The organism is Erwinia sp. HDF1-3R (assembly GCF_039621855.1).
Taxonomy (GTDB): Bacteria; Pseudomonadota; Gammaproteobacteria; order Enterobacterales; family Enterobacteriaceae; genus Erwinia.
In genome coordinates, this window is sequence record NZ_CP155071.1 from 699,832 (window position 1) to 722,938 (window position 23,107).

20 protein-coding genes are annotated in these 23,107 nt (G+C 58.7%); 5 read left to right on the top strand and 15 right to left on the bottom strand.

The genetic code is table 11. From position 1 onward, the window contains the following. Positions 1–3 precede the first annotated feature (3 nt). Positions 4–2,013 (bottom strand): NADPH-dependent 2,4-dienoyl-CoA reductase, encoded by a 2,010-nt coding sequence (locus tag AAGR22_RS03155; RefSeq protein ID WP_345830228.1) that lies wholly within the window; start codon positions 2,011–2,013, stop codon positions 4–6. Between the two features lie 178 nt (positions 2,014–2,191). On the opposite strand from AAGR22_RS03155, the gene AAGR22_RS03160 reads away from it, so the two are divergent. Then, positions 2,192–3,511 carry a gluconate:H+ symporter gene (locus tag AAGR22_RS03160; protein WP_345830230.1) on the top strand — a complete coding sequence of 440 codons (1,320 nt, stop codon included), beginning with the start codon at positions 2,192–2,194 and terminating at the stop codon, positions 3,509–3,511. After that, positions 3,495–3,749: a hypothetical protein gene (locus AAGR22_RS03165; protein WP_345830232.1), complete on the top strand. Its 255-nt coding sequence runs from the start codon at positions 3,495–3,497 to the stop codon at positions 3,747–3,749. Before AAGR22_RS03160 ends, AAGR22_RS03165 begins: the two co-directional genes overlap by 17 nt. Here AAGR22_RS03165 and AAGR22_RS03170 read toward each other — a convergent pair. The 8 genes from AAGR22_RS03170 to galB are packed head-to-tail and all read right to left on the bottom strand — an operon-like array spanning position 3,727 to position 11,218. Further along, entirely contained in the window at positions 3,727–5,025 is a 1,299-nt protein-coding gene (locus tag AAGR22_RS03170; RefSeq protein ID WP_345831538.1) for a cytochrome c, read from the bottom strand. The two genes, AAGR22_RS03165 and AAGR22_RS03170, sit on opposite strands and share 23 nt — an antisense overlap. A gap of 23 nt (positions 5,026–5,048) precedes the next feature. After that, positions 5,049–6,662 (bottom strand): GMC family oxidoreductase, encoded by a 1,614-nt coding sequence (locus AAGR22_RS03175; protein WP_067703957.1) that lies wholly within the window; start codon positions 6,660–6,662, stop codon positions 5,049–5,051. Further along, positions 6,655–7,266 (bottom strand): sugar dehydrogenase complex small subunit, encoded by a 612-nt coding sequence (locus AAGR22_RS03180; RefSeq protein ID WP_345830235.1) that lies wholly within the window; start codon positions 7,264–7,266, stop codon positions 6,655–6,657. The genes AAGR22_RS03175 and AAGR22_RS03180 overlap by 8 nt, the downstream gene beginning before the upstream one ends. 31 nt (positions 7,267–7,297) lie before the next feature. Beyond that, positions 7,298–7,756 carry a heme-binding protein gene (locus AAGR22_RS03185; protein WP_067703951.1) on the bottom strand — a complete coding sequence of 153 codons (459 nt, stop codon included), beginning with the start codon at positions 7,754–7,756 and terminating at the stop codon, positions 7,298–7,300. A gap of 1 nt (position 7,757) precedes the next feature. After that, a complete protein-coding gene (locus AAGR22_RS03190) occupies positions 7,758–8,666 on the bottom strand; it encodes a DUF1932 domain-containing protein (RefSeq protein WP_345831539.1) in 909 nt (302 codons plus the stop codon). Continuing rightward, positions 8,666–9,766: a 4-oxalomesaconate tautomerase gene (locus tag AAGR22_RS03195; protein ID WP_067703948.1), complete on the bottom strand. Its 1,101-nt coding sequence runs from the start codon at positions 9,764–9,766 to the stop codon at positions 8,666–8,668. Before AAGR22_RS03195 ends, AAGR22_RS03190 begins: the two co-directional genes overlap by 1 nt. Position 9,767: 1 nt before the next feature. Further along, positions 9,768–10,481 (bottom strand): 4-carboxy-4-hydroxy-2-oxoadipate aldolase/oxaloacetate decarboxylase, encoded by a 714-nt coding sequence (locus AAGR22_RS03200; protein WP_067703945.1) that lies wholly within the window; start codon positions 10,479–10,481, stop codon positions 9,768–9,770. Continuing rightward, on the bottom strand, positions 10,478–11,218 hold the full coding sequence (gene galB / locus AAGR22_RS03205; RefSeq protein ID WP_345831540.1) for a 4-oxalmesaconate hydratase: 741 nt from the start codon (positions 11,216–11,218) through the stop codon (positions 10,478–10,480). Before galB ends, AAGR22_RS03200 begins: the two co-directional genes overlap by 4 nt. A 127-nt stretch (positions 11,219–11,345) precedes the next feature. On the opposite strand from galB, the gene AAGR22_RS03210 reads away from it, so the two are divergent. Beyond that, entirely contained in the window at positions 11,346–12,581 is a 1,236-nt protein-coding gene (locus tag AAGR22_RS03210) for a LysR family transcriptional regulator (protein ID WP_345830241.1), read from the top strand. A 116-nt stretch (positions 12,582–12,697) separates the two neighbouring features. On the opposite strand, the gene aroQ is transcribed toward AAGR22_RS03210, so the two are convergent. Genes aroQ through AAGR22_RS03230 form a run of 4 tightly spaced genes read right to left on the bottom strand, consistent with a single transcriptional unit; the run spans position 12,698 to position 16,625 of the window. Continuing rightward, a complete protein-coding gene (aroQ, locus tag AAGR22_RS03215; RefSeq protein ID WP_067703936.1) occupies positions 12,698–13,132 on the bottom strand; it encodes a type II 3-dehydroquinate dehydratase in 435 nt (144 codons plus the stop codon). Between the two features lie 10 nt (positions 13,133–13,142). Further along, the gene (locus AAGR22_RS03220) at positions 13,143–13,967 is read right to left on the bottom strand and encodes an amidohydrolase family protein (RefSeq protein ID WP_067704629.1); all 825 of its coding nucleotides are present in this window, start codon (positions 13,965–13,967) and stop codon (positions 13,143–13,145) included. After that, positions 13,967–15,226, bottom strand: a complete 1,260-nt coding sequence (locus tag AAGR22_RS03225; protein WP_345830243.1) for a gallate dioxygenase — start codon at positions 15,224–15,226, stop codon at positions 13,967–13,969. The genes AAGR22_RS03220 and AAGR22_RS03225 overlap by 1 nt, the downstream gene beginning before the upstream one ends. A 19-nt stretch (positions 15,227–15,245) precedes the next feature. Continuing rightward, on the bottom strand, positions 15,246–16,625 hold the full coding sequence (locus AAGR22_RS03230) for an aromatic acid/H+ symport family MFS transporter (RefSeq protein ID WP_067703930.1): 1,380 nt from the start codon (positions 16,623–16,625) through the stop codon (positions 15,246–15,248). A gap of 1,217 nt (positions 16,626–17,842) precedes the next feature. On the opposite strand from AAGR22_RS03230, the gene AAGR22_RS03235 reads away from it, so the two are divergent. Together AAGR22_RS03235 and AAGR22_RS03240 are read left to right on the top strand one after the other, a co-directional pair. Next, the gene (locus AAGR22_RS03235) at positions 17,843–18,469 is read left to right on the top strand and encodes a carbonic anhydrase (protein ID WP_345830246.1); all 627 of its coding nucleotides are present in this window, start codon (positions 17,843–17,845) and stop codon (positions 18,467–18,469) included. Further along, positions 18,466–19,944, top strand: a complete 1,479-nt coding sequence (locus AAGR22_RS03240) for a SulP family inorganic anion transporter (protein WP_345830248.1) — start codon at positions 18,466–18,468, stop codon at positions 19,942–19,944. The genes AAGR22_RS03235 and AAGR22_RS03240 overlap by 4 nt, the downstream gene beginning before the upstream one ends. Before the next feature lie 177 nt (positions 19,945–20,121). Here AAGR22_RS03240 and AAGR22_RS03245 read toward each other — a convergent pair whose 3' ends face one another. Both AAGR22_RS03245 and AAGR22_RS03250 read right to left on the bottom strand, forming a co-directional pair. Further along, positions 20,122–21,411 (bottom strand): maltoporin, encoded by a 1,290-nt coding sequence (locus AAGR22_RS03245; protein WP_345830249.1) that lies wholly within the window; start codon positions 21,409–21,411, stop codon positions 20,122–20,124. Between the two features lie 2 nt (positions 21,412–21,413). Continuing rightward, positions 21,414–23,072: an alpha,alpha-phosphotrehalase gene (locus AAGR22_RS03250; RefSeq protein WP_345830251.1), complete on the bottom strand. Its 1,659-nt coding sequence runs from the start codon at positions 23,070–23,072 to the stop codon at positions 21,414–21,416. Between the last annotated feature and the right edge of the window lie 35 nt (positions 23,073–23,107).

Consider the following 23,107-nt stretch of genomic DNA (forward strand, 5'->3'; position numbering starts at 1 on the left):
CGACTATATACTCAGCGCCAGCGCGGTAGCCTGGGCAATCGCCCGGCGGGCATCCAGCTCCAGCGCCACGTCTGCCCCGCCAATGACGTGCAGCGTCTTCCCCCTCGCCCGCAGTTCGCTGGCCAGCGGCCGATAAGGCTCCTGTCCGGCACAGATCACCACGTTATCAACAGCCAGTACCTCAGGCTGCCCGTCACGCAGAATATGCAGACCTTCGTCGTCAATCTTCAGGTACTGCACGCCGCCCCACATCGCTACCCCGTGCATATGCAGGGTCGCTTTATGGATCCAGCCGGTGGTTTTGCCCAGGGTTGCTCCCGGCCTGCCGGTTTTACGCTGCAACAGCCAGATCTGACGGCTGGAGGGGGAAGGGCGTGGCGCAGTCAGCCCGCCGGGCTGCTGTAGCGTCTGGTCGATCCCCCACTGCTGGCAGAAGGCCGCCACGTCCAGACTGACGGACTGGCCGTGCTGGCTCAGATACTCTGCGGTGTCAAAGCCAATTCCCCCCGCGCCGATAATAGCAACGCGCTGGCCTACCGGCGTTTTATCGCGCAGAACCTGCAAATAGCTCAGCACCGAAGGATGGTCGATGCCGGGGATCTGCGGCGTGCGTGGTACCACCCCGCTGGCCAGCACCACCTCATCAAAATCCATCAGCATCCCGCTGGTCGCCGTCTGATTAAGGCGCAGCGTGACGCCGTTGAGGGTCAGCTGACGCTGGTAGTAGCGTAGCGTTTCGGCAAATTCCTCCTTGCCGGGGATCTGTCTGGCAATATCGAACTGGCCGCCGATCACCGGCGCACTGTCGAACAGCGTTACCCGATGGCCGCGTACGGCGGCATTGACCGCAAAGGCCAGTCCCGCCGGGCCTGCGCCGACCACCGCCAGCGTTTTCACTCGCGTAGCCGACGTCACCGGCATGTCGGTTTCGTGGCAGGCGCGGGGGTTCACCAGGCAGGAGGTGACGTTGCCTGCAAAAATCTGATCCAGACAGGCCTGGTTGCAGCCAATGCAGGTATTGATTTCATCGCTGCGACCCTGCTGCGCCTTACTGACCCACTGCGCGTCGGCCAGCAGAGGGCGCGCCATAGAAACCATATCGGCACAGTCGTCATCCAGCAGGGCCTGCGCCACGGCGGGATGATTAATGCGGTTGGTGGCGATCAGCGGCACGCTAACGTGCTGACGCAGCAGTTTGGTGACCCAGCCGAAAGCGGCGCGCGGAACCGACGTGGCGATGGTAGGAATACGGGCTTCATGCCAGCCGATACCGGTATTGATCATCGTGGCACCCGCTTTTTCAATCGCCTGGGCCAGCTGTACCGTCTGCGGCAGACTGTTACCGCCCTCCACCAGATCCAGCATCGACAGGCGATAAATAATAATAAATTCGCGTCCCGTCGCCTCGCGCACCGCGCGGACAATCTCGACGGCAAAGCGCATCCGGCGGCGATTGTCACCGCCCCATTCATCGCTGCGCTGATTCGTCCGCGCCGCCAGGAACTGATTAATCAGGTAGCCCTCGGAGCCCATGATTTCAACGCCGTCGTAGCCCGCCTCCTTCGCCAGCGCGGCGCAGCGGGCAAAGTCACCTATCAACGCCAGAATATCATCATGATTCAGCGCCGCAGGCCGGAAGGGGTTGATAGGGGCCTGAAGGTCAGAAGGGGCCACCAGCGAAGGCTGATAGCTGTAGCGCCCGGCGTGCAGGATCTGTAGCGCAATTTTCCCCCCGGCACGGTGGACGGCCTCCGTGACCGGGCGGTGTTGCGCCAGCTGGTCAGCATGATTCAGGATTGCCGCACCCGGCATCACCACCCCTTCCGGTGAGGGGGCGATGCCGCCGGTGACGATCAGTGCCACGCCAGCGGCCGCGCGATCGGCATAGAATGCCGCCAGACGGCGCGGCCCATCCGCATGCTCTTCCAGTCCGGTATGCATGGACCCCATCAGAATGCGGTTTTTTAACTGGGTAAAGCCCAGATCCAGCGGAGAAAAGAGTGAAACGCTCACAGGCCCCCCCTGAGAGTAAGTGGTCGGATGAGTTAACTCTAGCGGTGAAAAGGTTGTACGCAACAACCCGTTAACCGGAGTGTGATGCGCGCCCAACAATTCAACATGGAAGAGGGCAGACGAAGCCGCAGGAGACTACACCTTAACTATCCAATGCTAACTCTTTCAGGGAACTGCGATGCCCATTACTTTTATTGTGCTTGGTGTGATCCTGCTGCTGGTACTGATGATCGTCTTCAAAGTGAATGGCTTTATTGCACTCATTTTTGTTTCTGCCGTGGTCGGGGTGTTGGAGGGCATGACGCCGCTGGCGGTCATCGCTTCGATCCAGAAAGGCGTCGGGGGCACGCTCGGCAGCCTGGCATTAATTCTGGGGTTCGGCGCCATGCTCGGCAGGCTGGTATCGGACACCGGTGCCGCACAGCGCGTGGCCACTACGCTGATTGCGGCCTTCGGCAAAGCGCGCCTGCAGTGGGCGCTGGTGGTCACCGGACTGATCGTCGGGCTGGCGATGTTTTATGAGGTGGGATTTGTGCTGCTGCTGCCGCTGGTGTTTACCATTGTGGCGGCCGCCCAGCTGCCGCTGCTCTACGTTGGCGTGCCGATGGTGGCGGCGCTTTCGGTCACCCACTGCTTTCTGCCGCCGCATCCCGGCCCCACGGCTATCGCCACGATATTTGGTGCCAACATCGGCACCACGCTGCTGTACGGGCTGATCATTACGCTGCCGACGGTGATTATTGCCGGGCCGCTCTTCTCACGCTTTCTTAAAAGCTTTGAGCACAGCCCGCCGGAAGGGCTGTTTAACCCGAAAATCTTTGAAGAGCATGAAATGCCGGGCTTCTGGACCAGCATTTTTGCGGCGGTGATCCCGGTGATCCTGATGGCGCTGGCGGCTATTTGCGAGCTGACGATGCCGAAAGAGAATGCGCTGCGGCAGTTCTTTGAGTTTGTCGGTAATCCGGCGGTGGCGCTGTTTATCTCGGTGGTGGTCGCCGTGCTGACGCTGGGGCTGCGCAACGGTCGTAAAATGGAGGAGGTGATGGATATCTGCGGCAGTTCGATCGCGGCCATCGCCATGATCGTGTTCATTATCGCCGGGGGCGGGGCCTTTAAGCAGGTGCTGGTGGACAGCGGCGTAGGCGACTACATTGCCAACCTGATGAAGGGGTCGTCGCTGTCGCCGCTGCTGATGTGCTGGACGGTCGCGGCGATGCTACGCGTGGCGCTGGGGTCGGCGACGGTCGCGGCGATCACCACCGCCGGTATCGTTACGCCGATCGTGGCGATCACCCACACCGATCCGGCGCTGATGGTGCTGGCGGTGGGATCCGGCAGCGTGATTGCCTCTCACGTCAACGATCCGGGCTTCTGGCTGTTTAAGGGCTATTTCAATCTTACCCTGGTCGAAACGCTAAAAACCTGGACGGTGATGGAAACATTGATCTCCTTCCTGGGTTTGGCCGGCGTACTGATTATTAATGCGATTGTTCATTAATGCCCTATATCGCACAGCGCCCGGCATTCTCCAGCAGATCGTGCATATGGATGATGGCTTCACGATGATTAACTTCGCACTCAACGTTTCTGATGAAGTCTGGCAATCCCGCCTGCACGCCTCTGATGCGGCGGGCTTGCCTGATTATTCAGCAGCGGATGAGCAGTTCAACCTGATAATGCGTTATTTCACTGAGCCGGGCACATACGAGGGCTTTAAGGTCGTTGGCTACGGTTAATCAGAGTACCCTCACTGTAAACCGGCGGCGCGGGCAGTTTTGATCCCTTACGGCAGGCGGCGACCTGCTTTTCGCTGACCTTTGCCGCTGCCGGATTGCCGAAGCGCAGGCTGACGTAGTTACTGATATCCGCTATCTGCCGATCGCTCAGCTCAGAGGCAAAGGCGGGCATCAGGATCTCACCCTGTGACGTATGCCGCCGCACGCCATTTAAGATCACCGATACGACATTCCGGCTGTCGGACGCGCCGGTGGTGGTATGGTGATAAAGCGAAGGGTAGGCTCCAAAGCCGCTGCCCGAACCGCTGCCCTGCGCGCCGTGGCAGCTGGCGCAGTTACCGGCATACAGCACCGCGCCCGGCTGCGCCAGGCGCTGCTGCTCGCTGGCCCCGCGCAGCCCCATCACCTGCCAGTCGGGCTGTCCCCACTCGCTGCGTGGCCGGGTTTGCGTCTTATCCCCCTCCGGTTTTACCGAGCGCAGATAGTCAGCGATATCGCGCAGATCCTGCTCCGGCAGATGCTGCATACTGTGCTCGATCGCCTCGGCCATCGGGCCAGATGCGCTGGCGCGGCCGGCCACATAGCCGGTTTTGAGATACTGAACCAGCTGATCCTCCGTCCAGTCACCGATGCCCGCATTGCGATCCGGCGTAATATTCCAGGCGATCCAGCCGCCGAGATCGCCGCCCGCCAGCGGACGATCGTTATCCATGCCTAAGGTGAGCGTTCGCGGGGTGTGACAGGTGCCGCAGTGTGCCAGTGCCTCCACCAGATAGCGGCCATTATTCCACGCTGCGCTCCGCGTCGGATCCGGCTGCAATTCACCGCGATCGAGGTTAAACCACTTCCAGACGCGCAGTCCCCAGCGCTGATTAAAGGGAAAGGTTAGATGCGTTTGCGGTGAGGGCTGGTGAACGCCGGGCTGCGAGAGGATCCAGGCGCGGATCGCCAGCACATCCTCGCGGCGCATTTTACGGAATGCATCATAGGGCATGGCCGGATACAGCTGTCGGCCGTTTGGCGCCACGCCCTCGCGGACCGCCGCGACAAACTGATCTTCGCTCCAGCCGCCAATGCCGTACTCCGGGTCTGAGGAGATATTGCTGCCGTAAATCTGCCCAAACGGCGTACTCACCGCAAAGCCGCCACCCAGCGGCTTGCCGTGGGTCGCGGTATGGCAGGCCAGGCAGTCAGATGCGGTGGCCAGGTAGGCCCCGCGCGTAATTTGCGCCTCGTCCGCCTGCGCCTGAAGGCTTAACAGCAGGGAGAAAAGCATAAGGAGAGGTAAAAAGGGCAATCTCATCCGGCACCTCTGAGCGTTTTCAACACGTTGTCCGCCATCATAAGCGCCAGCGCGGTGCCGGTCAGGGTAGAGTTGACCGTGGCGCAGGAGGGCATGATCCCGGTACCGGCAATAAACAGGTTGGGATGATCGTGCGCACGACACTCCGCATTGACCACCGAGTTCTCAGGATCGTTGCCCATGATCATCGTGCCGGTAATATGCTGGTTGTTGTCGTACACGCCGCGCGGACTGAATGCGGCGTCGCGGCCACCCATCTGCGCCACGATGCGTTTAAAATCAGCGGCGGCCTGGTCATAGCCGCGATGCACGTACTGCGGAAAGCGGTAGTAAACCTCCAGCTTTGGAATGCCCCAGGCATCTTTCTTCGTTTGACTGAGCGTGACGCGGTTGTCCGGCTCCGGCAGCATTTCCAGCAGCGACTTCAGCAGGACGAAGCGCTCTGCCTGCCAGCGCAGCTTCTCGTTCAGGGCTTTACCATAGAAGCCCTGACGCACCAGACGCTCGGTCAGATAGCGCACCGGCGAGGTGTTCGCAAAGTCAATGCGCACTGCCGATCGCGTGCGGCGAAACGCGCCTTCGCGCAGGTTATTGATACTCCCCGGTCGCATCGGGCCGCGGCCAAACCAGACCGGTTCATCAGCATAGAACTCCACCGACGATCCGGGGTGATCCATCAGGTTGCGTCCGACCATGCCAGAGCGATTAGCAATACCCTGCGGATGGTGCGAGCTGGTGGAGAGCAGCAGAATTTTCGGGCTTTCCAGGCCGTTAGCGGTCAGCACAAAGCACCGGCCGGTGACGCGGTGGCTCTCCCGGTTGCGGTCGAGATAATGCACCGCCTGGATCCGCCCCTGCGGATCGGATTCGATGCGGTACACCACCGCGTTGGCAACGACCCGCACGCCCGCATCAAGGGCTTTGCGCGCCGAGATGCCGCCGTGGTACTGCGCATCAATCGGGCAGATGGGCATACAGTTGTTATTACCGCAGCAGGCGGGGCGGCCATCATAAGGCTGACTGTTGCGGGCCTGCGGGCCAATACCCACCTCATAGCCCAACGGAGCAAGACGCTGTTTGAGCCGCTCAAAGCCGTAGGGCAGCGGGATGCCGGGCAGCGGGTAGGGGCGGGAGCGCGGCGAGGAGAGATCTGCGTCACCTGAGACGCCCATCTGATATTCGGCCTCGCAGTACCAGGGCTCGAGCTGCTGATAGCTGATGGGCCAGTCGCGGCCCACGCCGTACAGCGAGTGCAGGCGCATGTCGTTCGGCAGCAGGCGAAATGCCTGTCCGGCCCAGTGCCAGGTGGTGCCGCCGATCCCGCGCAGATACTGCGCGCGATAGGGATCCGGGCCTTTCTGGATCAGATACTCATTATCCACCGGGATAAACTTGGGCTGCGGCGCCCAGGGCTCGGGCGGATAAGGCTCGGTAAAGTCGCCTTTAAACGGGGAGTTGCGGAAGTACTCCACCGCCTGATCCCTTTTGATCTCAGGGCCGGACTCCAGCATCAGCACCGAAGCACCCGCCTTCACCATTTTCAGCGCCGCCAGCGAACCCGCGATCCCGGCACCAATCACGACCACATCTGCGCTTAATGATTCAGCCATGCAGACTCTCCTTTGTCATGTGCTGACGGGCAGCCGGGTAACCTTTATCGGCGACGATCGCCTGCGCTGGCGTATTAGCATTCGCGGCGAGGGGCAATCCGCCCACCTGGCTTCCTTCTGCCGGGGGCTGCGTCCAGAAATTGGGCGCGCCGGGGGCATAGCTGGGCGGAAGAAGGGTGTCCCTGACCAGCTGATAGCTGACTATATTTTCAAAGCCGATGCAGCGAGGGTGCTCACTCCCGACCACGCCGAGATACCAGCCGGAGATAATCATATGGGCCAGTGCCTGAAGGTCAGGGGGAAGAGACGCGGGTAGCGTCTGCCCGTTCTCCTGCGCCAGCAGCGCGGTGAGGCGGTCAACGTTGTAGTCAAGGTCTTCAACCGTGGCATGTAGCCAGCGGTGAAGCCGCTGCGCCAGCAGCGGGTCGGGGCTGGTGGTCCCGGTTAGCTGCCGGGAAAGCAGGAGAAAATTATCCGGTAACAGAAAGGCCTGCGCCTGAGGGGCAGCAGCGTTAACGGCGCCGCCCGGTAACCACCGGGTCAGGACACCGGCAGCCAGCAGTCCCGCTGAGCTGGCCAGAAGTCGACGACGTGTAAGGGGCATGGGATGAGTCCTTAAGTACATGTTGTCCGGGTCAGTGCAGCGAACGGGCTGCGGATTCCGACGCCTGATTATCCAGTTCCTGTTGGGGTGTACTGACGCCAACGGCGCCGACAACATCACCTTTAAGAGAGAGGGGGTAACCGCCGCCAAGCGCCACCGCCTGCGGGATCGCCAGCACGGTGGTTTCCCCTTTTTGCAGACGCTGCATCATTTTCAGCGACGGCGTGTGATAAAGGGCCGAGGTGCGCGCCTTGCCCAGCGAGGCTTCAACGCAGCCGGGCGGTGCGCCATCGAGCCGCTGAAAGGCCAGCAGCAGGCCATCGCCATCAACCACGGCGACACAGCCGGTACTGTGCGCCGCTGCCAGCGTGGATTTCACCTGTGCGATCACCTGCCAGGCCCGGTCTGCATTAAGATCCGGTGCGGAGGCTGCCTGACTACCGCCCGCTGCTGCCATCAGCAGGATGGCGGCAAGTAAATGCTTTTTCATCTCATCTGTCCTTAAATAATGTATCCAGGGTGTGCTGCCAGTTGAAGGGCGTAAGCTGCTGATAAGTCAGCTGACGCTGGCGCAGGGCATCCACCAGGCCCTGTTGCGTGGTGACAATCCCCTGACTCATGGCGGCATCCACACCGACATCTTCCAGCGTTTTTACCACTTCCCGCATCTCCTCTGCTCTGCGCTGGCCGTGCTCGGCGACGCGGCTAATCAGGTAGTCCGGCAGCGCATCGTTCCAGCCCAGCGAAGGAAAGCTGGCGTGCAGGGATGCCAGCACCGGCTGTTCAACGCCATATCGACGGGCGGCGCTCAGACACTCGGTGGTCAGCGCCTCGAGGCCTTTAATCATCACGCTGCGGCACATCTTTATTGCCGAGGCTTCGCCCACCTGCTGACTCTGAAAGCGACTGTTCAGCCCGAGCGTCTCCAGTTTACGGGCTATTGCCTCGGCCTCCAGTCCTCCGATCAGCAGCGGTGTTGCCAGGCGCTTAGGCGGGACGGGTGACATCACGGCCACATCAATATAATCGGCACCGCTGGCCTGTACCTGTGCGGCAGCGGCCTGTTTGGTCGCCGGGGAAACAGAGTTCAGATCGAGAAATACCTGTCCGGGCTTCAGCAGCGCGGCGGCTTCGGTGGCGACCGCCAGCGCCTGGGAGGCGGTAACGGTGGAGAATATCAGCGTGGCATTGTCCAGCGCCTCCGCCAGCGATCCCGCCACCCGCACGCCCGCCCCGGCCGCTTTTTGTCGCAGCCCGGCCTGCTCGTCCGCCAGCGATTCGGCCTGTGCGGACGGAGTGATAAACTTACGATCCCAAACGGTGACTACGGCACGATCGGCCAGGTCCGCTGCGAAGATGCCCCCGGCCTCGCCAAAGCCGATAAAGGTAATATTGATCATCATGGCGCTCCGTGAGTGGTTGTCGCTGGCCAGACCGCGTCCGGGATCAGCACTTCGCCGTCAAAGATCGACCTGGCCGTGCGCAGTAACCCTGCGCCCGTCAGCGTCATCTGCTCGTCACGCTGCAAAATAACGCTAAATTCCCCGCTGGGATGCTCAACGCTCAGGCGCTGATCGCGTGCATCGCTGATACGCGCCAGACCCTCGGCCACGCTGCCCGGCAGCAGGCAGGCGCTGGCAATACTGACCGCGCCCAGCACCCCGACCGAGGCATGGCAGCGGTGAGGAATGAAGGTCCGGCTGCAAATTGCGCCGCCCTCGCGCGGCTCGGCCAGCAGGCTCATTTTGGGCACGGTTCGCTGGCTCACATCGCCCAGATTCATCAGTGGACCGGCCTGCAGGCGAATCGATTCCAGACGGCGCTTAAGCGTCTGGTCTGCGTCGAGCTGCTCGCGTGATTCATAGCCGCTCAGGCCGAAATCCGCCGCACGCAGGATCACCACCGGCATGCCGTTATCAATGCAGGTGATATCAACACCCTCAACAGTGTCGCGCACGTTGCCGGTGGGGAGCAGCGCGCCACAGCTGGAGCCTGCAATATCACTGAAGTTCAGCACAATTTCTGCCGCCGTTCCCGGCACGCCGTCAATTTTCAGCGTGCCGTCGTAGCAGACTTCACCGTCCGGCGTGGCGACCTGCGCCGTTGCTATCTGGCCGGTATTTTCCATAAAAATCCGCACGCCGGTGGTCTCGCCAGCCGCTTTCACCAGCCCCCGCTCCAGCGCAAAGGGGCCAATAGCCGCCAGCACATTGCCGCAGTTCTGCCCGTAATCGACGCTGGCGCGATCGACGTTAACCTGGGCAAAAAGATAATCCACGTCGGCATCTTCCCGCTGGGAAGCACGTACGATGGCGACTTTGCTGGTCAGCGGATCGCCGCCGCCCAGCCCGTCGATCTGCCTGATATCCGGCGATCCCATCACCGCCAGCAGTACGCGATCGCGAAGATCCCGCTCTTCCGGCAGATCGTCGGCAAGAAAACAGGCGGCTTTAGAGGTGCCCCCCCGTATTAGCAGGCAGGGCAGGCGGCGCTGGCGCATATCAGTTCTCCAGATCGTCCAGGGTGTCCACATAGCGCAGGCCTTTTTCGGCCAGGCGTGGGCGCATTTGATAGATATCCAGCCCCAGCTCGCCGGAGGCCATGCGCGCGCGCTTGCTCTCCTCCAGCGCTTCCCGCTTAGCGGCGCTTTCTGCGGTGCTGGCGGCCTCTGCCCGGCGCACCACCACCACACCGTCGTCGTCGGCGACGATCACATCACCGGGCCAGACCAGCTGGCCGGCGCAGACCACCGGCACGTTGACCGATCCCAGCGTCTCTTTTACCGTGCCCTGGGCGTAAATAGCGCGGGACCAGACGGCAAAGCCCATCTCACGCAGCGTTTTGCTGTCGCGGATGCCGTGGTCGGCAATCAGGCCCTGTACGCCGCGCGATTGCAGGGAGGTGGCGAGCAGATCGCCAAAGTAACCGTCAACGCAGGGGGAGGTTGGCACGGCCACCAGAATATCTCCCGGCTGGCACTGCTCGACCGCCACGTGAAACATCCAGTTGTCGCCGGGTGCCAGCAGGACGGTAACGGCGCTGCCCGCAATGCCTTTATTCTGCTGAATCGGGCGGATAGCCGGGTCCAGCAGCCCTTTGCGGCCCTGCGCTTCATGTACCGTCGCGACGCCATATCCGGCCAGCGCGGCGATATCACGCCCGGCCGCCCGCTCGATATGACGCACCACCACCCCTTTCTTACCGATCGCACTCATGCCAGATCCTCCGTCACGCGTGGGAAAATACTCTGGTAGCCTTCGCCGTAAATAATATCGCGGGTTGAGGTGATACCAACGTTGCGTTTCGCCTGCACGCCGCGCTGCTGCGCCACGCGGGTGTAGTATTCCCACAGGTGTTCCTGCCCGGCCATACACTGGATAGCGGCATATTTTTTATCCCAGACGCTGGTGATATCCAGCAGCACATCCGGCTTCCAGCTGCACTGCTCTGGCTGATGAGGTTCAAAGCAGTAGACCGGTGGCGCACCGATAATTTTTTCGCCGGGGCGATATCCCTCTGCCTGGGCGATGATGCGTGCCTCCTGCGCCAGGTTGTTGGCCAGTGGATGGTCATAGTTATAGGGATCGTGCAGGGAATGGGTCAGAACAAAGTGCGGCTGTACCCGACGGTAAACGTCTGCCAGGCGGAACAGGGCCTCTTTATCCGCACGCAGCGGATAATCACCCATATCAAAAAATTCTATGCTCGCGCCGAGAATGTCTGCGGCGGCCAGCGCTTCGGCGCGGCGGGCCGTTTTAACTTTCTCTTCGGTCATGTTGCCTTTACGCCACAGCTTCGCGGATTCGCCACGTTCGCCAAACGACAGGCAGACCACGTGTACCTGATAACCCTGCTGCTGATGCAGGGCGATGGCCCCGCCTGAGCGCCAGACGAAGTCGGCAGAGTGTGCGCTAACGACCAGAGCCGTTTTAGGAGAAGTGAGTTCAGTCATCATCGGGTTCCTTTACGTTTTTTTTAATGCTGTCACTCTGGGCGGGGACGGGATAATTCATTTGATTGCAGCAGGTATGCGTTTTATTTATAGTGGCCCCATTCAGCCGGGCAAAAGAGGGCAGGGTATGGCGCCAAATATAACCGGGAATGAGCCAGTAAATCTGATGCAAATCAGAGCGTTTTGTCAGGTGGTTGCCCAGGGGAGCGTTTCGCGCGCGGCCGATGAGTTATTTCGCACCCAGTCGGCGGTCACGCGATCGATTCACGATCTGGAGCAGCGGCTTGCGGTACCGCTGTTCGAGCGCCACTCCGGCGGCATGATGCTGACTGACTTTGGCAAGTGCATCCTGCCGCGCGCGCGCCGGGCGATTGAGGAACTCCATTCTCTGCCGCGCCGACTGGCGAAACTGCTGAGCAGAAGCAGCCGCAATGAGTCTGAACCGCTGTGGTTATTCAACGTCCGCCGGCTGCAAATTTTTATCACCCTGTGTCAGACCAATCATATGCAGTCGGTGGCGCATCAGCTGGGTCTGAGCCAGCCCGCCGTCAGCGCGGCGCTAAAGGTGCTGGAGAACGGCGCGGGTATTCCCCTGCTGGAAAGAACGCCTCATGGTATGGTGCCATCGCTGGCGGGGCGCGAGATTGAGCCCAATATTCGCCGCGCGCTGAATGAGCTGCGGCATATTCCCGCCGATATTGCCGCGCGCAAGGGCAATCTGGTCGGCACGGTGCGGGTTGGTGCCCTGCCGCTCGGACGCACCCGCCTGCTTCCGCAGGCGATTATCCGGCTGACCTCGCGCTATCCCGGTATTAAGGTCGTCACCAGCGAAAGCGCCTGGGGAATGCTGGCCGCAGAGATGCGCGCCGGTGAAATCGACTTTATTTTCGGTGCGCTGCGCAACAGTGAAGAGCAGCAGGATATGACCAGCGAAACGCTGTTTGATGAAGAGATGGTGCTGGTGGCCAGGCCCGATCATCCGCTGAGCCAGCATCCCTGCGACAGACGTGCGCTGCGCGAGGCGCGCTGGGTGCTGCCGCGTTCGCATACGCCTGCCCGGCGACTGCTGGATACCTGTTTTCACCGTATGGGGATCCCGGCGCCCGACCCGGTGGTGGAAAGCGGCGATCTGGCGCTGGTGCGCGGGCTGCTGCGCGACTCCGATATGCTGGCGGCGGTTTCCGCCCACCAGCTGGAAGTAGAGCTGGCCTCGGGCGAGCTGGCCGTGCTGCCGATAGCGCTACCGGCTACCGGCAGGGCTATCGGCCTCTGCTACCGTACCGGCTGCCTGCATTCGCCCGCCGCCGATGCGTTAATTAGCTGCCTGCGTGACGTCTGCGGGGACTATCCCTCAGACGCATAGCGACGAAGTAAGCGGGCGCTATCCTGACCGTGCTGCCTGATGGAGCGCTAATGCTTAGCCGTACTGCCTGATGGAGCGCTAATGCTTAGCCGTGCTGCCTGATGGAGCGCTAATGCTTAGCCGTGCTGCCTGGCCGCTTCGATCAGGGCGTAGCGGTAGCCGCGCAGTCCGTAGCCGCAAATCACCCCCTGCGCCACGTCCGAGAGATATGAGTGATGGCGGAAGGGTTCGCGCTTATGCACGTTAGTGATATGCACCTCATAGAGCGGCAGGGCGACCGCCGTCACCGCATCGCGGATTGCCACCGAGGTGTGCGTCCAGGCCGCAGGATTAATCACCAGCGCCTGAGCATGGTGGCGCGCCTCCTGGATCCAGTCGATCATCTCTCCTTCATGGTTGGTCTGGCGAAACTCGACGGCGATATTCAGTTCTGCCGCCGTGGCGCGGCATAATGCCTCAATCGAAGCCAGCGTATCGGTGCCATAGGTGGCCGGTTCGCGGGTGCCCAGCAGGTTAAGGTTGGGGCCATTGAGGATATAAACGGTCTGCATAAATTTCTCCTTATTCGCCGAAGCCAAACAGGCGTTTTGGCGTATGCCACAGGATCTGACGCCGCGTCGCGTCGTCCGGGATCAGCTGCTCAAGCAGCAGTAACAATGCGCCTATATCCATCCGGCTTTTGGCCCGCAAAAACGGCCAGTCCGATCCCCACATACAGTTTTCGGCCCCGAAACGCTCCAGCAGCGCCAGCTGAAAAGCGTGGCCGTCGGCCCAGGGATAACCCTGCTTTGAGAACTGCGACAGCCCCGAGAGTTTGACGAAGGTACGCCCGTTTTCTGCCAGCGACAGCAGCGCCTGAAAGGCCGGCTGATCGAGGCCTGCACTGACGTCCGGCCTGCCGGCGTGATCAATCAGCAGCCGGGTTCGGGTACGCTTCAGCAGCGGCATCAGCGCCAGCAGCTGATCGTTTTGCACCTGGATCTGCGCATACATCTCTAACGCGGCCAGCCTTTCCATCAGGGCGTCCAGTTTCAGAAAGGGCTCGGTGCCGAGCATCGCGACGTTAAGGGCAATGCCCACCACGCCCCGATCGCGCAGGTCGCTGAGCGATGCGCTGTCCGCGTCGCGCGGGGTGACGGCAATCCCTTTAAACTTGCCCTCACCGCGCTTAATGGTATCGAGCAGGCAGCGGTTATCGGTGTTGTAGGCCGATGTGGGGCCGACGATCAGCGAATGGCGAATGTTATACGCCGCCATCACCGTCTGATAATTATCGGGCGTTCCCAGCTCATGTCCCTCAGGACGGTAGGTACTGGCCGGATCGTAGGGGAAGCGCACCGGGTCAAAGACGTGATGATGGCAGTCAATAATGGGTTGCGGCGTCATCATGCTTTTTTTCCTGCCACCGAATAGAGCACCTGCTGATTACGGGTTTTCTGGAACTCTTCCAGCGTTTCCCCGCGCATGGCAGAGTAGATATGCAGATTGGAGACGCCGACCACCGCGCCCAGTTTTTCCAGCAGAAAGAAGCTTACGCCGTAGTGGATCATGCCGCGCCAGTCGAGCTGGGTCAGCAGCGTCTGCTCCTCGTCGGTCAGCTTTGCCTCGGCGTAAAGCCCCTGAGGGTCGCGCTTAAAGCGCTCGCGCCAGGCGGGCTGGATCATTTTATGCAGGAAGCGGTTAATACGCAGCGCCTTCAGGCTGCGCGCCTGGGTGAAGGGATAGGTACCGGGCAGCTTTTCGACGCCTTTGAGCTGTAGCTCAATTTTGTCACGCTGGCGCTGATGAACGTCAGCGGGTGCCTCACGGGCCTGATTTTCCAGGATAAGCGTAGCAATACCGGTCATGGAGGGCAGGTAATAGGCCTGATGTAGCTTCTCAACGTTGGCCGACAGCGCCCCGCGCATAACCAGCCACATAATGACTTCTGCACCCTCCAGGCCGCCCAGGGTGGCATACTCCGCGAGGGTAATTTCGGTCAGGCGTTCAGGATCGTTGACCAGCATATCAACAAACTGTGCATCCCAGTCCGGGTTGTTAAAGCCGCAGCGTTCGCCGTGAACCTGGTGCGATACGCCTCCGGTCGCGACAATGGCGACCTTGAGATCTTCCGGGTAGCTTTCTACCGCGCGACGCAGGGCCTGGCCAAGTTTATAACAGCGTCTGGCGCTGGGAATAGGGAACTGCAGCACGCCTACCTGGAGCGGGACAATCTGCACCGGCCAGTCGTTATCAAAGGGAAGCAGGGCCGACAGCGGGGAGAACAGGCCGTGATCCAGCGGCTTATCCTGGAAAAAAGACATATCAAACTCATCGGCCATCAGGCTGGCCCCAATATGCTGCGACAGTGCGGCATGACCCCGCACCGGGGGTAAATCACGCGGGCCACCCCCTTCATCTGCTACCGCGTACTGGTCATCAATCCCCAGAACAAAAGCCGAGTAGTGATCAAAGAAAAATGAGGTGACGTGATCGTTAAAGACGTAGAGCAGCACATCGGGTTTTTTCTCTTCCAGCCAGCGCTGCATGGGCGCGAAGCCATCAAAGATGGGTACCCAGGGCTCTTCTTTCTGTTTGTTATGGTCAACTGCGAAGCCGATTGTTGGCGTATGTGAAACCGCCAGACCGCCGATAATTTTAGCCATAATGATCCTCTTTCTTCACTTATCGGTTATTAATTGTGCGCGTCAGGCCAGGGATCGCCTCCGGTTCGGCACCTTTGAGCGTCCTTACGCCATGCGCATCTCTGTGTTGGGTAATGGCGAGTGCTGCCAGCAGGGCAGGAAGTGACAACACGATGAAAATACTGGTTTGTCCGGGAAAGACGCCCAGCAGCACGCCACCGAGCGAGGAGCTGAGGATGGCACCGGTTCGGCCTATACCGTGCATCCAGCAGACGCCGGTCGCGCGCATTTCCGTCGGATAAAAGGCAGGAGAAAAGGCCTGCAAACCGGTCTGTGCACCGTTGATACAGGCACCGCTGATAAATACCAGCACCGCAAGCATAGTGGGACCAAATCCCCAGACGCCCTGCGCAAGCAGGCAGAAGCAGCCCAGCAGATAGAAACTGGCGATCACGTATTTGGCTTTCAGGCGGTCCATCAGCCCACCCACCAGCAGCCCGCCAAGCGTGCCACCCAGTTGAAAAAGCCCGGCAACAATCGCCGCACGCTCAATGGTGACGCCGCCTGACCGCATAATGGTTGGCAGCCAGCCGTTAAGCAGATAAATAACGAAAAGGCCCATAAAATAGGTCAGCCAGAGAGAGAGGGTGCCGACGGTATAGCCCGGTGAGAAGAGTTGCAGCACCTGTGACTTTTTGGGCACTACCGGCGTATTCAGTACAAAGGTCACGCCGCTGTTAAACTGGCCGCCCAGGCGATTGAGCACCGCCGCGATCTTATGCTGACTGACTTTGCGGACGACCATATACAGAGCGGATTCGGGCAGCACCCATATCAGCAGCGGCAGCATCAGCAGGGGAATACCGCCGCCAAACAGCAGCACTGACTGCCAGCCAAAACGTGGGATCATCCCGGCCGCAATAAAGCCGCCGAGGCCCGACCCGATATTAAAGCCGCTATACATCAGGGAGATCATCAGGCCCCGTCGGCGTTCGGGCATATATTCGGCTACCAGGGTGACGCAGTTCGGCATCACCGCTCCCAGCCCCAGGCCGGTGATAAAGCGCAGCAGCGCCATCTCCAGTGGCGAGCGGGCAAAGGCGCTGGCCAGGCTGAAGCAGGCAAAACCGGCGACGGAAATCAGCAAAACGCGTTTACGACCAAAGCGATCGGACCACGGCCCGACAAACAGCGCGCCGAGAGCAACACCTAACATCGCCGCGCCGAGGATGGGACCCATTTCCGAGCGGGCAATGCCCCAGTCTTCAATCAGGGCGGGGGCGATAAAACCCATTACGGCAGCATCGTAGCCATCGAAGGTGATAATAAAGAAGCACAGCGCCAGGATTAGCCACTGCCTCCCGGAAATTGAGCGGCTGTCTATCCACTCCTTTACGTTGACCATGTCACGATTGCTCATAGGGTATGCTCTCTGTTTTTTTGCTAATCCGTAATCGGGTAAGAAAATGCCTGTATAACGGCGGCAATGGCTCTGTCGTCGCGGAGCGCATCGGATGATTTGTCTTTATTTTTATTTTTAAAACAATCGTTTATATATCAGCAGGGCTAATATGCCAATACCAACTTAGGGTGAGGAGAGCGTTTTGTCTGCCATAAAATGATTAAAGAGCCATGATTTTTGTTTATCATTTGCGGGGCACAATCAGCCGCGGGCCTGAAATCCCGGCCTTAACGATGCGGGCTTCTCAGGCTGTGAGCCGCAACGCGCCCGGCAGGGGAGAACTCAGCAGCCGAAAGCGCTCTTGCAGTATGAAACAGGTAAAAGCGAGTTTGGAGCGAGGAGAACAGGGGGGGGGAATGGCTGAAACACCTTTAATACGGCAGCAGTGACACAGAATGCTCTACAGGGTCTGTGAGAGCGGTGACAGTGTAGATTTTTCTCTTAGGCCAGGATATGTCCCGTTTTCCAGCTGAACACCGACTTAGAATCTCCAGCAGGGAGCATGGTTAACCCGCAAGGGATGTAAATTAACTTAAATATTCCTCCAGAGGTTCTGACACTAATATATAAAATAAACGGTAATCCTGGAGGGCTTTCCACTTATGCGCGCGGTGGGAATCGTTATTATCACATCGAAATAATCCCTGCTGCCGCCATGGATAAATCTAATTATTTTTGATGCCATAAAGTTTATTACATAGCAGTCTTATTATTCGCTTGTTATCCGATTCTCACCTGCCTGTAATCAGCCTTCCATCTGCCCTCAACCTGCCTTCGACCTGCTTTACATTTGCTGTCGTTAGCGCTGTTAATCCCATTAACCCCATTAACCCCATTAACCCCATTAACCCCATATATAATACCCCTGTCTTATTTCCCAACCATCTGTTTTATATATAATTTACTGTTAACTATGATGGCAGGCATATGAAGAACTTATATTTTACCGGGATGTTATGCAAATAACGTAATGGAAATAAAGGTTATTTAAATAAAATTACAAAACGATATTAATTATTTAACCAGGATTATTCTTAATGAATGAATTATGCATTAAGTGTTAGAACTTATTTCACCGAAAGCTGTGAAGCAATGCCTGAGTTACTCCTCAGGTATTTAACCGGCTTATTTGCCGTTCAGGTTTATTCCTGCCGTCCTGAAAGAGAGGCTTTATTTTGACGACTCTAAAACCCCTGTTAGCGAAAAACCGCAGTTGGGCCTTACAGCGCCGCCAACGCAATCCTCACTATTTTCGGCAAAATGTTCATTCCCAAACGCCACATTCGTTATGGATTGGCTGTTCAGACAGCCGGGTTCCCGCAGAGGTATTAACGGGTGCGCATCCGGGAGAGCTTTTTGTTCACCGTAATATCGCCAATATGGTGGTTAACGGCGACGATAATTTTATGAGCGTTCTGCAATACGCGCTTGAATACCTCAAGGTCTCGCGCATTGTGCTCTGTGGCCACTACGGTTGCGGCGGCGTACAGGCGGCGATTTCACTGCCGGACATTCCGCTGGGCGATGAAAATTCCCCACTTGCCCGCCGGATCACCCAGCTGCGCGCCGCCATTGCGCCTGGCCTGGCAGAGACCAGCGAAGATGACGACGAAACCGAACGACTGAATGCGCTGGTGGAGGTCAACGTCCTGGCTCAGTTCAGGCACCTGGTTGCGGCAGAGCCGGTAAGGGCCGTCTGGCGGGCCGGAGCGGCGCTGGACGTGTTTGGCTGCGTATACGATCTGCGCTCCGGCCATCTGAAAGAGCTTATTCAGCACAATGCAGAGGATAAAATGCTATGAACCTGAAAACGCTTCGTCAGGATATTCCGGCAGGCCTGGTCGTTTTTCTGGTCGCGCTACCGCTCTGTCTGGGGATTGCGCAGGCCAGTGGTCTTCCGCCCTTTGTCGGACTGCTGACCGGCGTGATTGGCGGTCTGGTGGTCACCACCTTTAGCCCGTCAAAGTTTGCCGTAAGCGGGCCGGCTGCCGGTCTGGTCACTATCGTCACCGGCGCAATCGAAACTCTTGGTTCCTTTTCAGCCCTGCTGTTTGCGCTCATCGTCGCCGGTGTATTGCAGTTTTTGTTCGGCGTGCTGCGGGCCGGGCGATTTATTACGCTGGTGCCGGGTACGGTGATCAAAGGTATGCTGGCCGCTATCGGTATTTTGCTGATTATTCAGCAGATACCGGTCGCGCTGGGGGCAGCCGAAGAGAGCAAACTCAGTACGCTGGTCACCGGCGGGGCGTTCAGCGTCTCAATTCCGGCCATTGTCGTATCCGGTATTGGGCTGCTTATTCTGTGGTTTTGGTCGACGCGTACCCTTAAGAACATTAAGGCGCTGAGCTGGATGCCCGGTCCGCTGGTAGCAGTCCTGTTCGGCTGTCTGGTTACCCTGATCGGTGGCAGGCTGTTCCCCGAGATTATAAGCAATCTGCCGCGTATCTCGCTGCCTGCTTTTGACAGTATCCAGGCGCTTACCGGCGAGCTCCAGCGCCCGGACTGGTCCGTCTGGCAGAATCCGATGGTCTATATGATTGCGGTGACGCTGGCGATTGTCGCCAGTCTGGAAACGCTGCTCAGCCAGGAGGCACTGAAAAAGCTTCGCCCACAAAATCCACCGCCCTCGCCGGATAAAGAGATGCGCGCTCAGGGGGTGGGTAACCTGCTTAGCGGCCTGCTCGGTGGACTGCCCATCACTGCCGTTATTGTTCGCAGCTCGGTTAATGTTAGCGCCGGGGCGCAGAGCAAGATATCCATCCTGATCCACGGGGCGTTGCTGCTGGTATGCGGCCTCTATTTCAGCGATCTGCTGAATGCCATTCCACTGGCCAGCCTGGCCGCCGTGCTGCTTTATACCGGTTACAAGCTTGCCACCCCACGGCTGTTTGTGGAGCAGTTCCGTCAGGGCGCCCAGCAGTATGTCCCTTTTCTGGCGACCATTGGCGGTATCCTGGTCTTTGGTATGCTGGCCGGGATTGGTATTGGTCTGGCCACCCAGATCCTGTTCAGCATTTATAAGAGTCATCACAACGCGATGCAGCTCACCCGCTATGACGACCATTTCGTGCTGCACTTTCAGCAGAACCTGACGTTTATGCATAACCCACGCCTCAAGGGGCTGCTGGCGCAGATCCCGGAAAACAGCGTGGTGATCGTCGATCATGATAATGCCGAGTACCTGGATCCGGACGTAAAGGCCGTGCTACAGGATTTCGGCGAGGAGGCCCCAAAGCGGGGGATCGTCCTGAATCAGTGGCCGGTCACGCTGGCGTAGTTACGTAACTGCGTAACTTCGTAACTGCGTAACCGCATAACCACTTAAAAGACTGGCTGGTATTCCCTGCTTTAGCAGGGAATACCAGCAGCACCATAGACTTATCACCCAGCATCCAGAAGAACGCTCTGGCTTCGCGTAATACCTTCATCAGACCGATCGCCTGCGCTTAGCTCGTTACCACCAGGCTTCAAACTGCGCACCAACGCTCATTTCGTCATTACGTCCTCTGCTGAAGGTTTTCGCGCTGCTATCACGGTAGGCGCTGCCGGCAACAAAGGCGAGGTCATCGGCAGTGGCGTAGCCCCACTTTTCATTCCATTTGGCATAGGTTGCGAACAGGCGCAATGCGGGGCGCGCCCAGACGCTCTCCCCGGCCTGCCACTGCTGAGCCAGCGTTAGTTTGTACTGGCTATTACGATCGCCGGTCTGCTGAGATTTCACGCTGTCATAGCCAACCTCCAGCAGGGTACTGAGGATGGGCGTCCACTTATACATAGGGCGCAGGCCCGCAGAGTACCAGGTTGTTCCATTGCGGTTATCGCGGTTCACATCCTGATAGAGGGCAACCCAGGTCAGACCCCATGTGTCGTTTAAATCCATTGCGGCGTGGTCGATGACGCGAAACATTTTACCATTATTGTTAACGCTTCCCCCCTCGGGATGGCCGGTACGCAGCGAGGTCATCGCGTCAGTGGCATACTGCATAACCAGTTTGTTGTAGCCGCTGTTCAGGGTTTGCGTGTGTTCGGCGCTTAGCATCCAGCCATCTTCAGATGCGCCTTCCGCCAGCTGAAAGCCTTTCTGAACCCTTGCCCGTCCGTAATCAAAACCGACCTCCAGCGCACCATTGGTGTTCACCGGGATTTCAGCCACCCGCAGATCGAAGGTATCGTTTATGGTCGGTACCCACTTCATCTGATTGTCGATAAAGCCCCAGGATCCTCCCGCTTCAGCGTTGCGGGTGGCGGCCAGTGAAAGCTTACCTGCCCCGAGATCAATCTGCTCTATCCCCGCTCCCGGACCGGAAATATCCCAGTAGTAAAAATCGATCATATGGACGTCATGACGCTGGTAAAGGCGCTTACCTGCCCAGAGCGTGGCGCCGGGTAGAGCGTCAATCAGGTTTTTACCCTGCACGTTGGCCTCGCGGAAGTTAGGATCGACGCTCTCCACATCCGTACGCTGGGACACCGCATAGGCCAGGTTGGTATCGAAATAGAAACTTTTATTCTCCTCTTTCCACAGCTCCTGGCCCAGCTTCAACTCTGCGTAGGTTTCACATTCATTCCCCAGACGATATTTGCTGTTGGCCCCGGTCGCCTGAAAGCAGCGCTGCTCTCCGCCTTTGTTTGTCCAGCCAATGCCGGAACGCGCATAGCCGCCAAAATCAAGTGCGAAGGCGGAGCCAGCCATCGTCAGCGTCAGTAAGGGCAGTACAGTGAAGGTCTTCCTGAGTACTCGCATTATTATTCTCCTTGTTCCATCAACTGATAAAGACACTCATACGGACGCAGCAGATTGTTTACCGGCGCGTCGGAATAGTTACTGAGCAGCGTTTCACCCTTCACACAGGTGAGAGGGGAGGGCTGAGTAGATTCGCTAAGGTTGGCGATGACACGCAGCTGCTGGCGGCCTTTAGTGCGCGTGTAGCACCAGAGACCAGGATGCGTGGGCAGGCAATCCTGATAGTCACCGTCGGTAAATATGGTAAAGGTTTTACGCAGCGCTATTAGCCGCCGATAGAGGTGAAAAACGGAGTCAGGATCCTTTACTGCCTGCTCCACGTTAAGCAGGGGATAGGAGCGGCAGGGGGAAATCCAGGGTTCGCCGGAGGTGAAACCGGCGTTATTTGTCGCATCCCACTGCATTGGCGTACGGCTGTTATCGCGTGACTTGCGGGAAAGAATTGTCAGCAGAAGGGTCTCATCGCCGCCTGTTTTTTTCATCGCGTCATACCAGCGGAGGCTCTCCACATCACGGTACTGGCTGATGTGGCTAAAGCCCGGGTTGGTCATGCCAATCTCTTCTCCCTGATAGATAAAGGGGGTGCCCTGCATACCGTGCAGCACCATCGCCAGCATTTTTGCGGCGGGCACGCGCAGAGGCCCCTCGCTGCCCAGGCGGGAGACGATACGCGGCTGATCGTGGTTACACCAAAACAGCGCATTCCATGCATGACCATGCATTCCCTGCTGCCAGGTGCAGAACAAACGCTTAAGCAACAGCAGGTCGGGCGCGGCATCGCACCACTTTTCGCCGTCAGCATAGTCCACCTTAAGATGGTGAAAGTTGAAGGTCATGGACAGTTCGCTACCGTCAACGGCGGCATACTGTCGGCATGCCTCGAGCGAGGTAGAGGACATTTCGCCCACGGTCATCAGCCCCAGCGGGCGAAAAACGTCCCGGCTAAACTCCTGAAGATACTCGTGAATACGTGGTCCATCGGTATAGAAACGGCGTCCATCACCCAGGGCATCCTCAGGATAGTCCGCGGTTTTGGATACCAGGTTAATGACGTCGAGCCTCAGCCCGTCCACGCCTTTCCCCGCCCAGAAGCGGCAGATAGCCTTAAGCGCCTCGCGTACGGGGGGATGCTCCCAGTTGAGGTCGGCCTGCTGTGGGCTGAACAGATGCAGGTAGTACTGGCTGCTCTGTGGGTGCCACTGCCAGGCGTTGCCGCCAAATTTAGATTGCCAGTGATTGGGGGGCTGGCCCGCTTCCCCCTGCCGCCAGTGGTAAAAAGGTCGGAAGGGGCTGGCTGGGTTAAGCGACTGCTTAAACCAGCGATGCTCGGTCGAGGTATGGTTAAAAACCATATCCATCACGATACGTATACCGCGCTGATGTGCGCCTGCTACCAGCCGCTCGAAATCAGCAAAGGTGCCACAGGAGGGATCGATATTGCAGTAGTCCGCGACGTCATAGCCGTTATCCACCTGCGGGGAAACGGTAATCGGCGTCAGCCACAGGGCATCAACGCCCAGCTTTTGCAGATAGTCCAGCCGCTGGATGATGCCGTTAAGATCGCCCTGGCCACTGCCGGTTGTATCCTGAAAGCTTTTTGGGTAAATCTGGTAAATCACCCCATTTTTCCACCAGGGGCAGGGATCAATGCTGTCAATCATGCTGTTTATCCTTAAACAGTCGAGAAATGCTTATT

Excerpts from the sequence above, each read along its gene's own strand:
- AAGR22_RS03230 (WP_067703930.1), bottom strand. The coding sequence starts at position 16,625 with ATGAGCAATCGTGACATGGTCAACGTAAAGGAGTGGATAGACAGCCGC.
- AAGR22_RS03250 (WP_345830251.1), bottom strand. The coding sequence starts at position 23,072 with ATGATTGACAGCATTGATCCCTGCCCCTGGTGGAAAAATGGGGTGATT.
- AAGR22_RS03185 (WP_067703951.1), bottom strand. The coding sequence starts at position 7,756 with ATGAAAAAGCATTTACTTGCCGCCATCCTGCTGATGGCAGCAGCGGGC.
- AAGR22_RS03220 (WP_067704629.1), bottom strand. The coding sequence starts at position 13,967 with ATGACGCCGCAACCCATTATTGACTGCCATCATCACGTCTTTGACCCG.
- AAGR22_RS03195 (WP_067703948.1), bottom strand. The coding sequence starts at position 9,766 with ATGCGCCAGCGCCGCCTGCCCTGCCTGCTAATACGGGGGGGCACCTCT.
- AAGR22_RS03245 (WP_345830249.1), bottom strand. The coding sequence starts at position 21,411 with ATGCGAGTACTCAGGAAGACCTTCACTGTACTGCCCTTACTGACGCTG.
- AAGR22_RS03225 (WP_345830243.1), bottom strand. The coding sequence starts at position 15,226 with ATGGCTAAAATTATCGGCGGTCTGGCGGTTTCACATACGCCAACAATC.
- AAGR22_RS03170 (WP_345831538.1), bottom strand. The coding sequence starts at position 5,025 with ATGCTTTTCTCCCTGCTGTTAAGCCTTCAGGCGCAGGCGGACGAGGCG.
- galB (WP_345831540.1), bottom strand. The coding sequence starts at position 11,218 with ATGACTGAACTCACTTCTCCTAAAACGGCTCTGGTCGTTAGCGCACAC.
- AAGR22_RS03175 (WP_067703957.1), bottom strand. The coding sequence starts at position 6,662 with ATGGCTGAATCATTAAGCGCAGATGTGGTCGTGATTGGTGCCGGGATC.
- AAGR22_RS03160 (WP_345830230.1), top strand. The coding sequence starts at position 2,192 with ATGCCCATTACTTTTATTGTGCTTGGTGTGATCCTGCTGCTGGTACTG.
- aroQ (WP_067703936.1), bottom strand. The coding sequence starts at position 13,132 with ATGCAGACCGTTTATATCCTCAATGGCCCCAACCTTAACCTGCTGGGC.
- AAGR22_RS03210 (WP_345830241.1), top strand. The coding sequence starts at position 11,346 with ATGGCGCCAAATATAACCGGGAATGAGCCAGTAAATCTGATGCAAATC.
- AAGR22_RS03200 (WP_067703945.1), bottom strand. The coding sequence starts at position 10,481 with ATGAGTGCGATCGGTAAGAAAGGGGTGGTGGTGCGTCATATCGAGCGG.
- AAGR22_RS03190 (WP_345831539.1), bottom strand. The coding sequence starts at position 8,666 with ATGATCAATATTACCTTTATCGGCTTTGGCGAGGCCGGGGGCATCTTC.
- AAGR22_RS03240 (WP_345830248.1), top strand. The coding sequence starts at position 18,466 with ATGAACCTGAAAACGCTTCGTCAGGATATTCCGGCAGGCCTGGTCGTT.
- AAGR22_RS03180 (WP_345830235.1), bottom strand. The coding sequence starts at position 7,266 with ATGCCCCTTACACGTCGTCGACTTCTGGCCAGCTCAGCGGGACTGCTG.
- AAGR22_RS03165 (WP_345830232.1), top strand. The coding sequence starts at position 3,495 with ATGCGATTGTTCATTAATGCCCTATATCGCACAGCGCCCGGCATTCTC.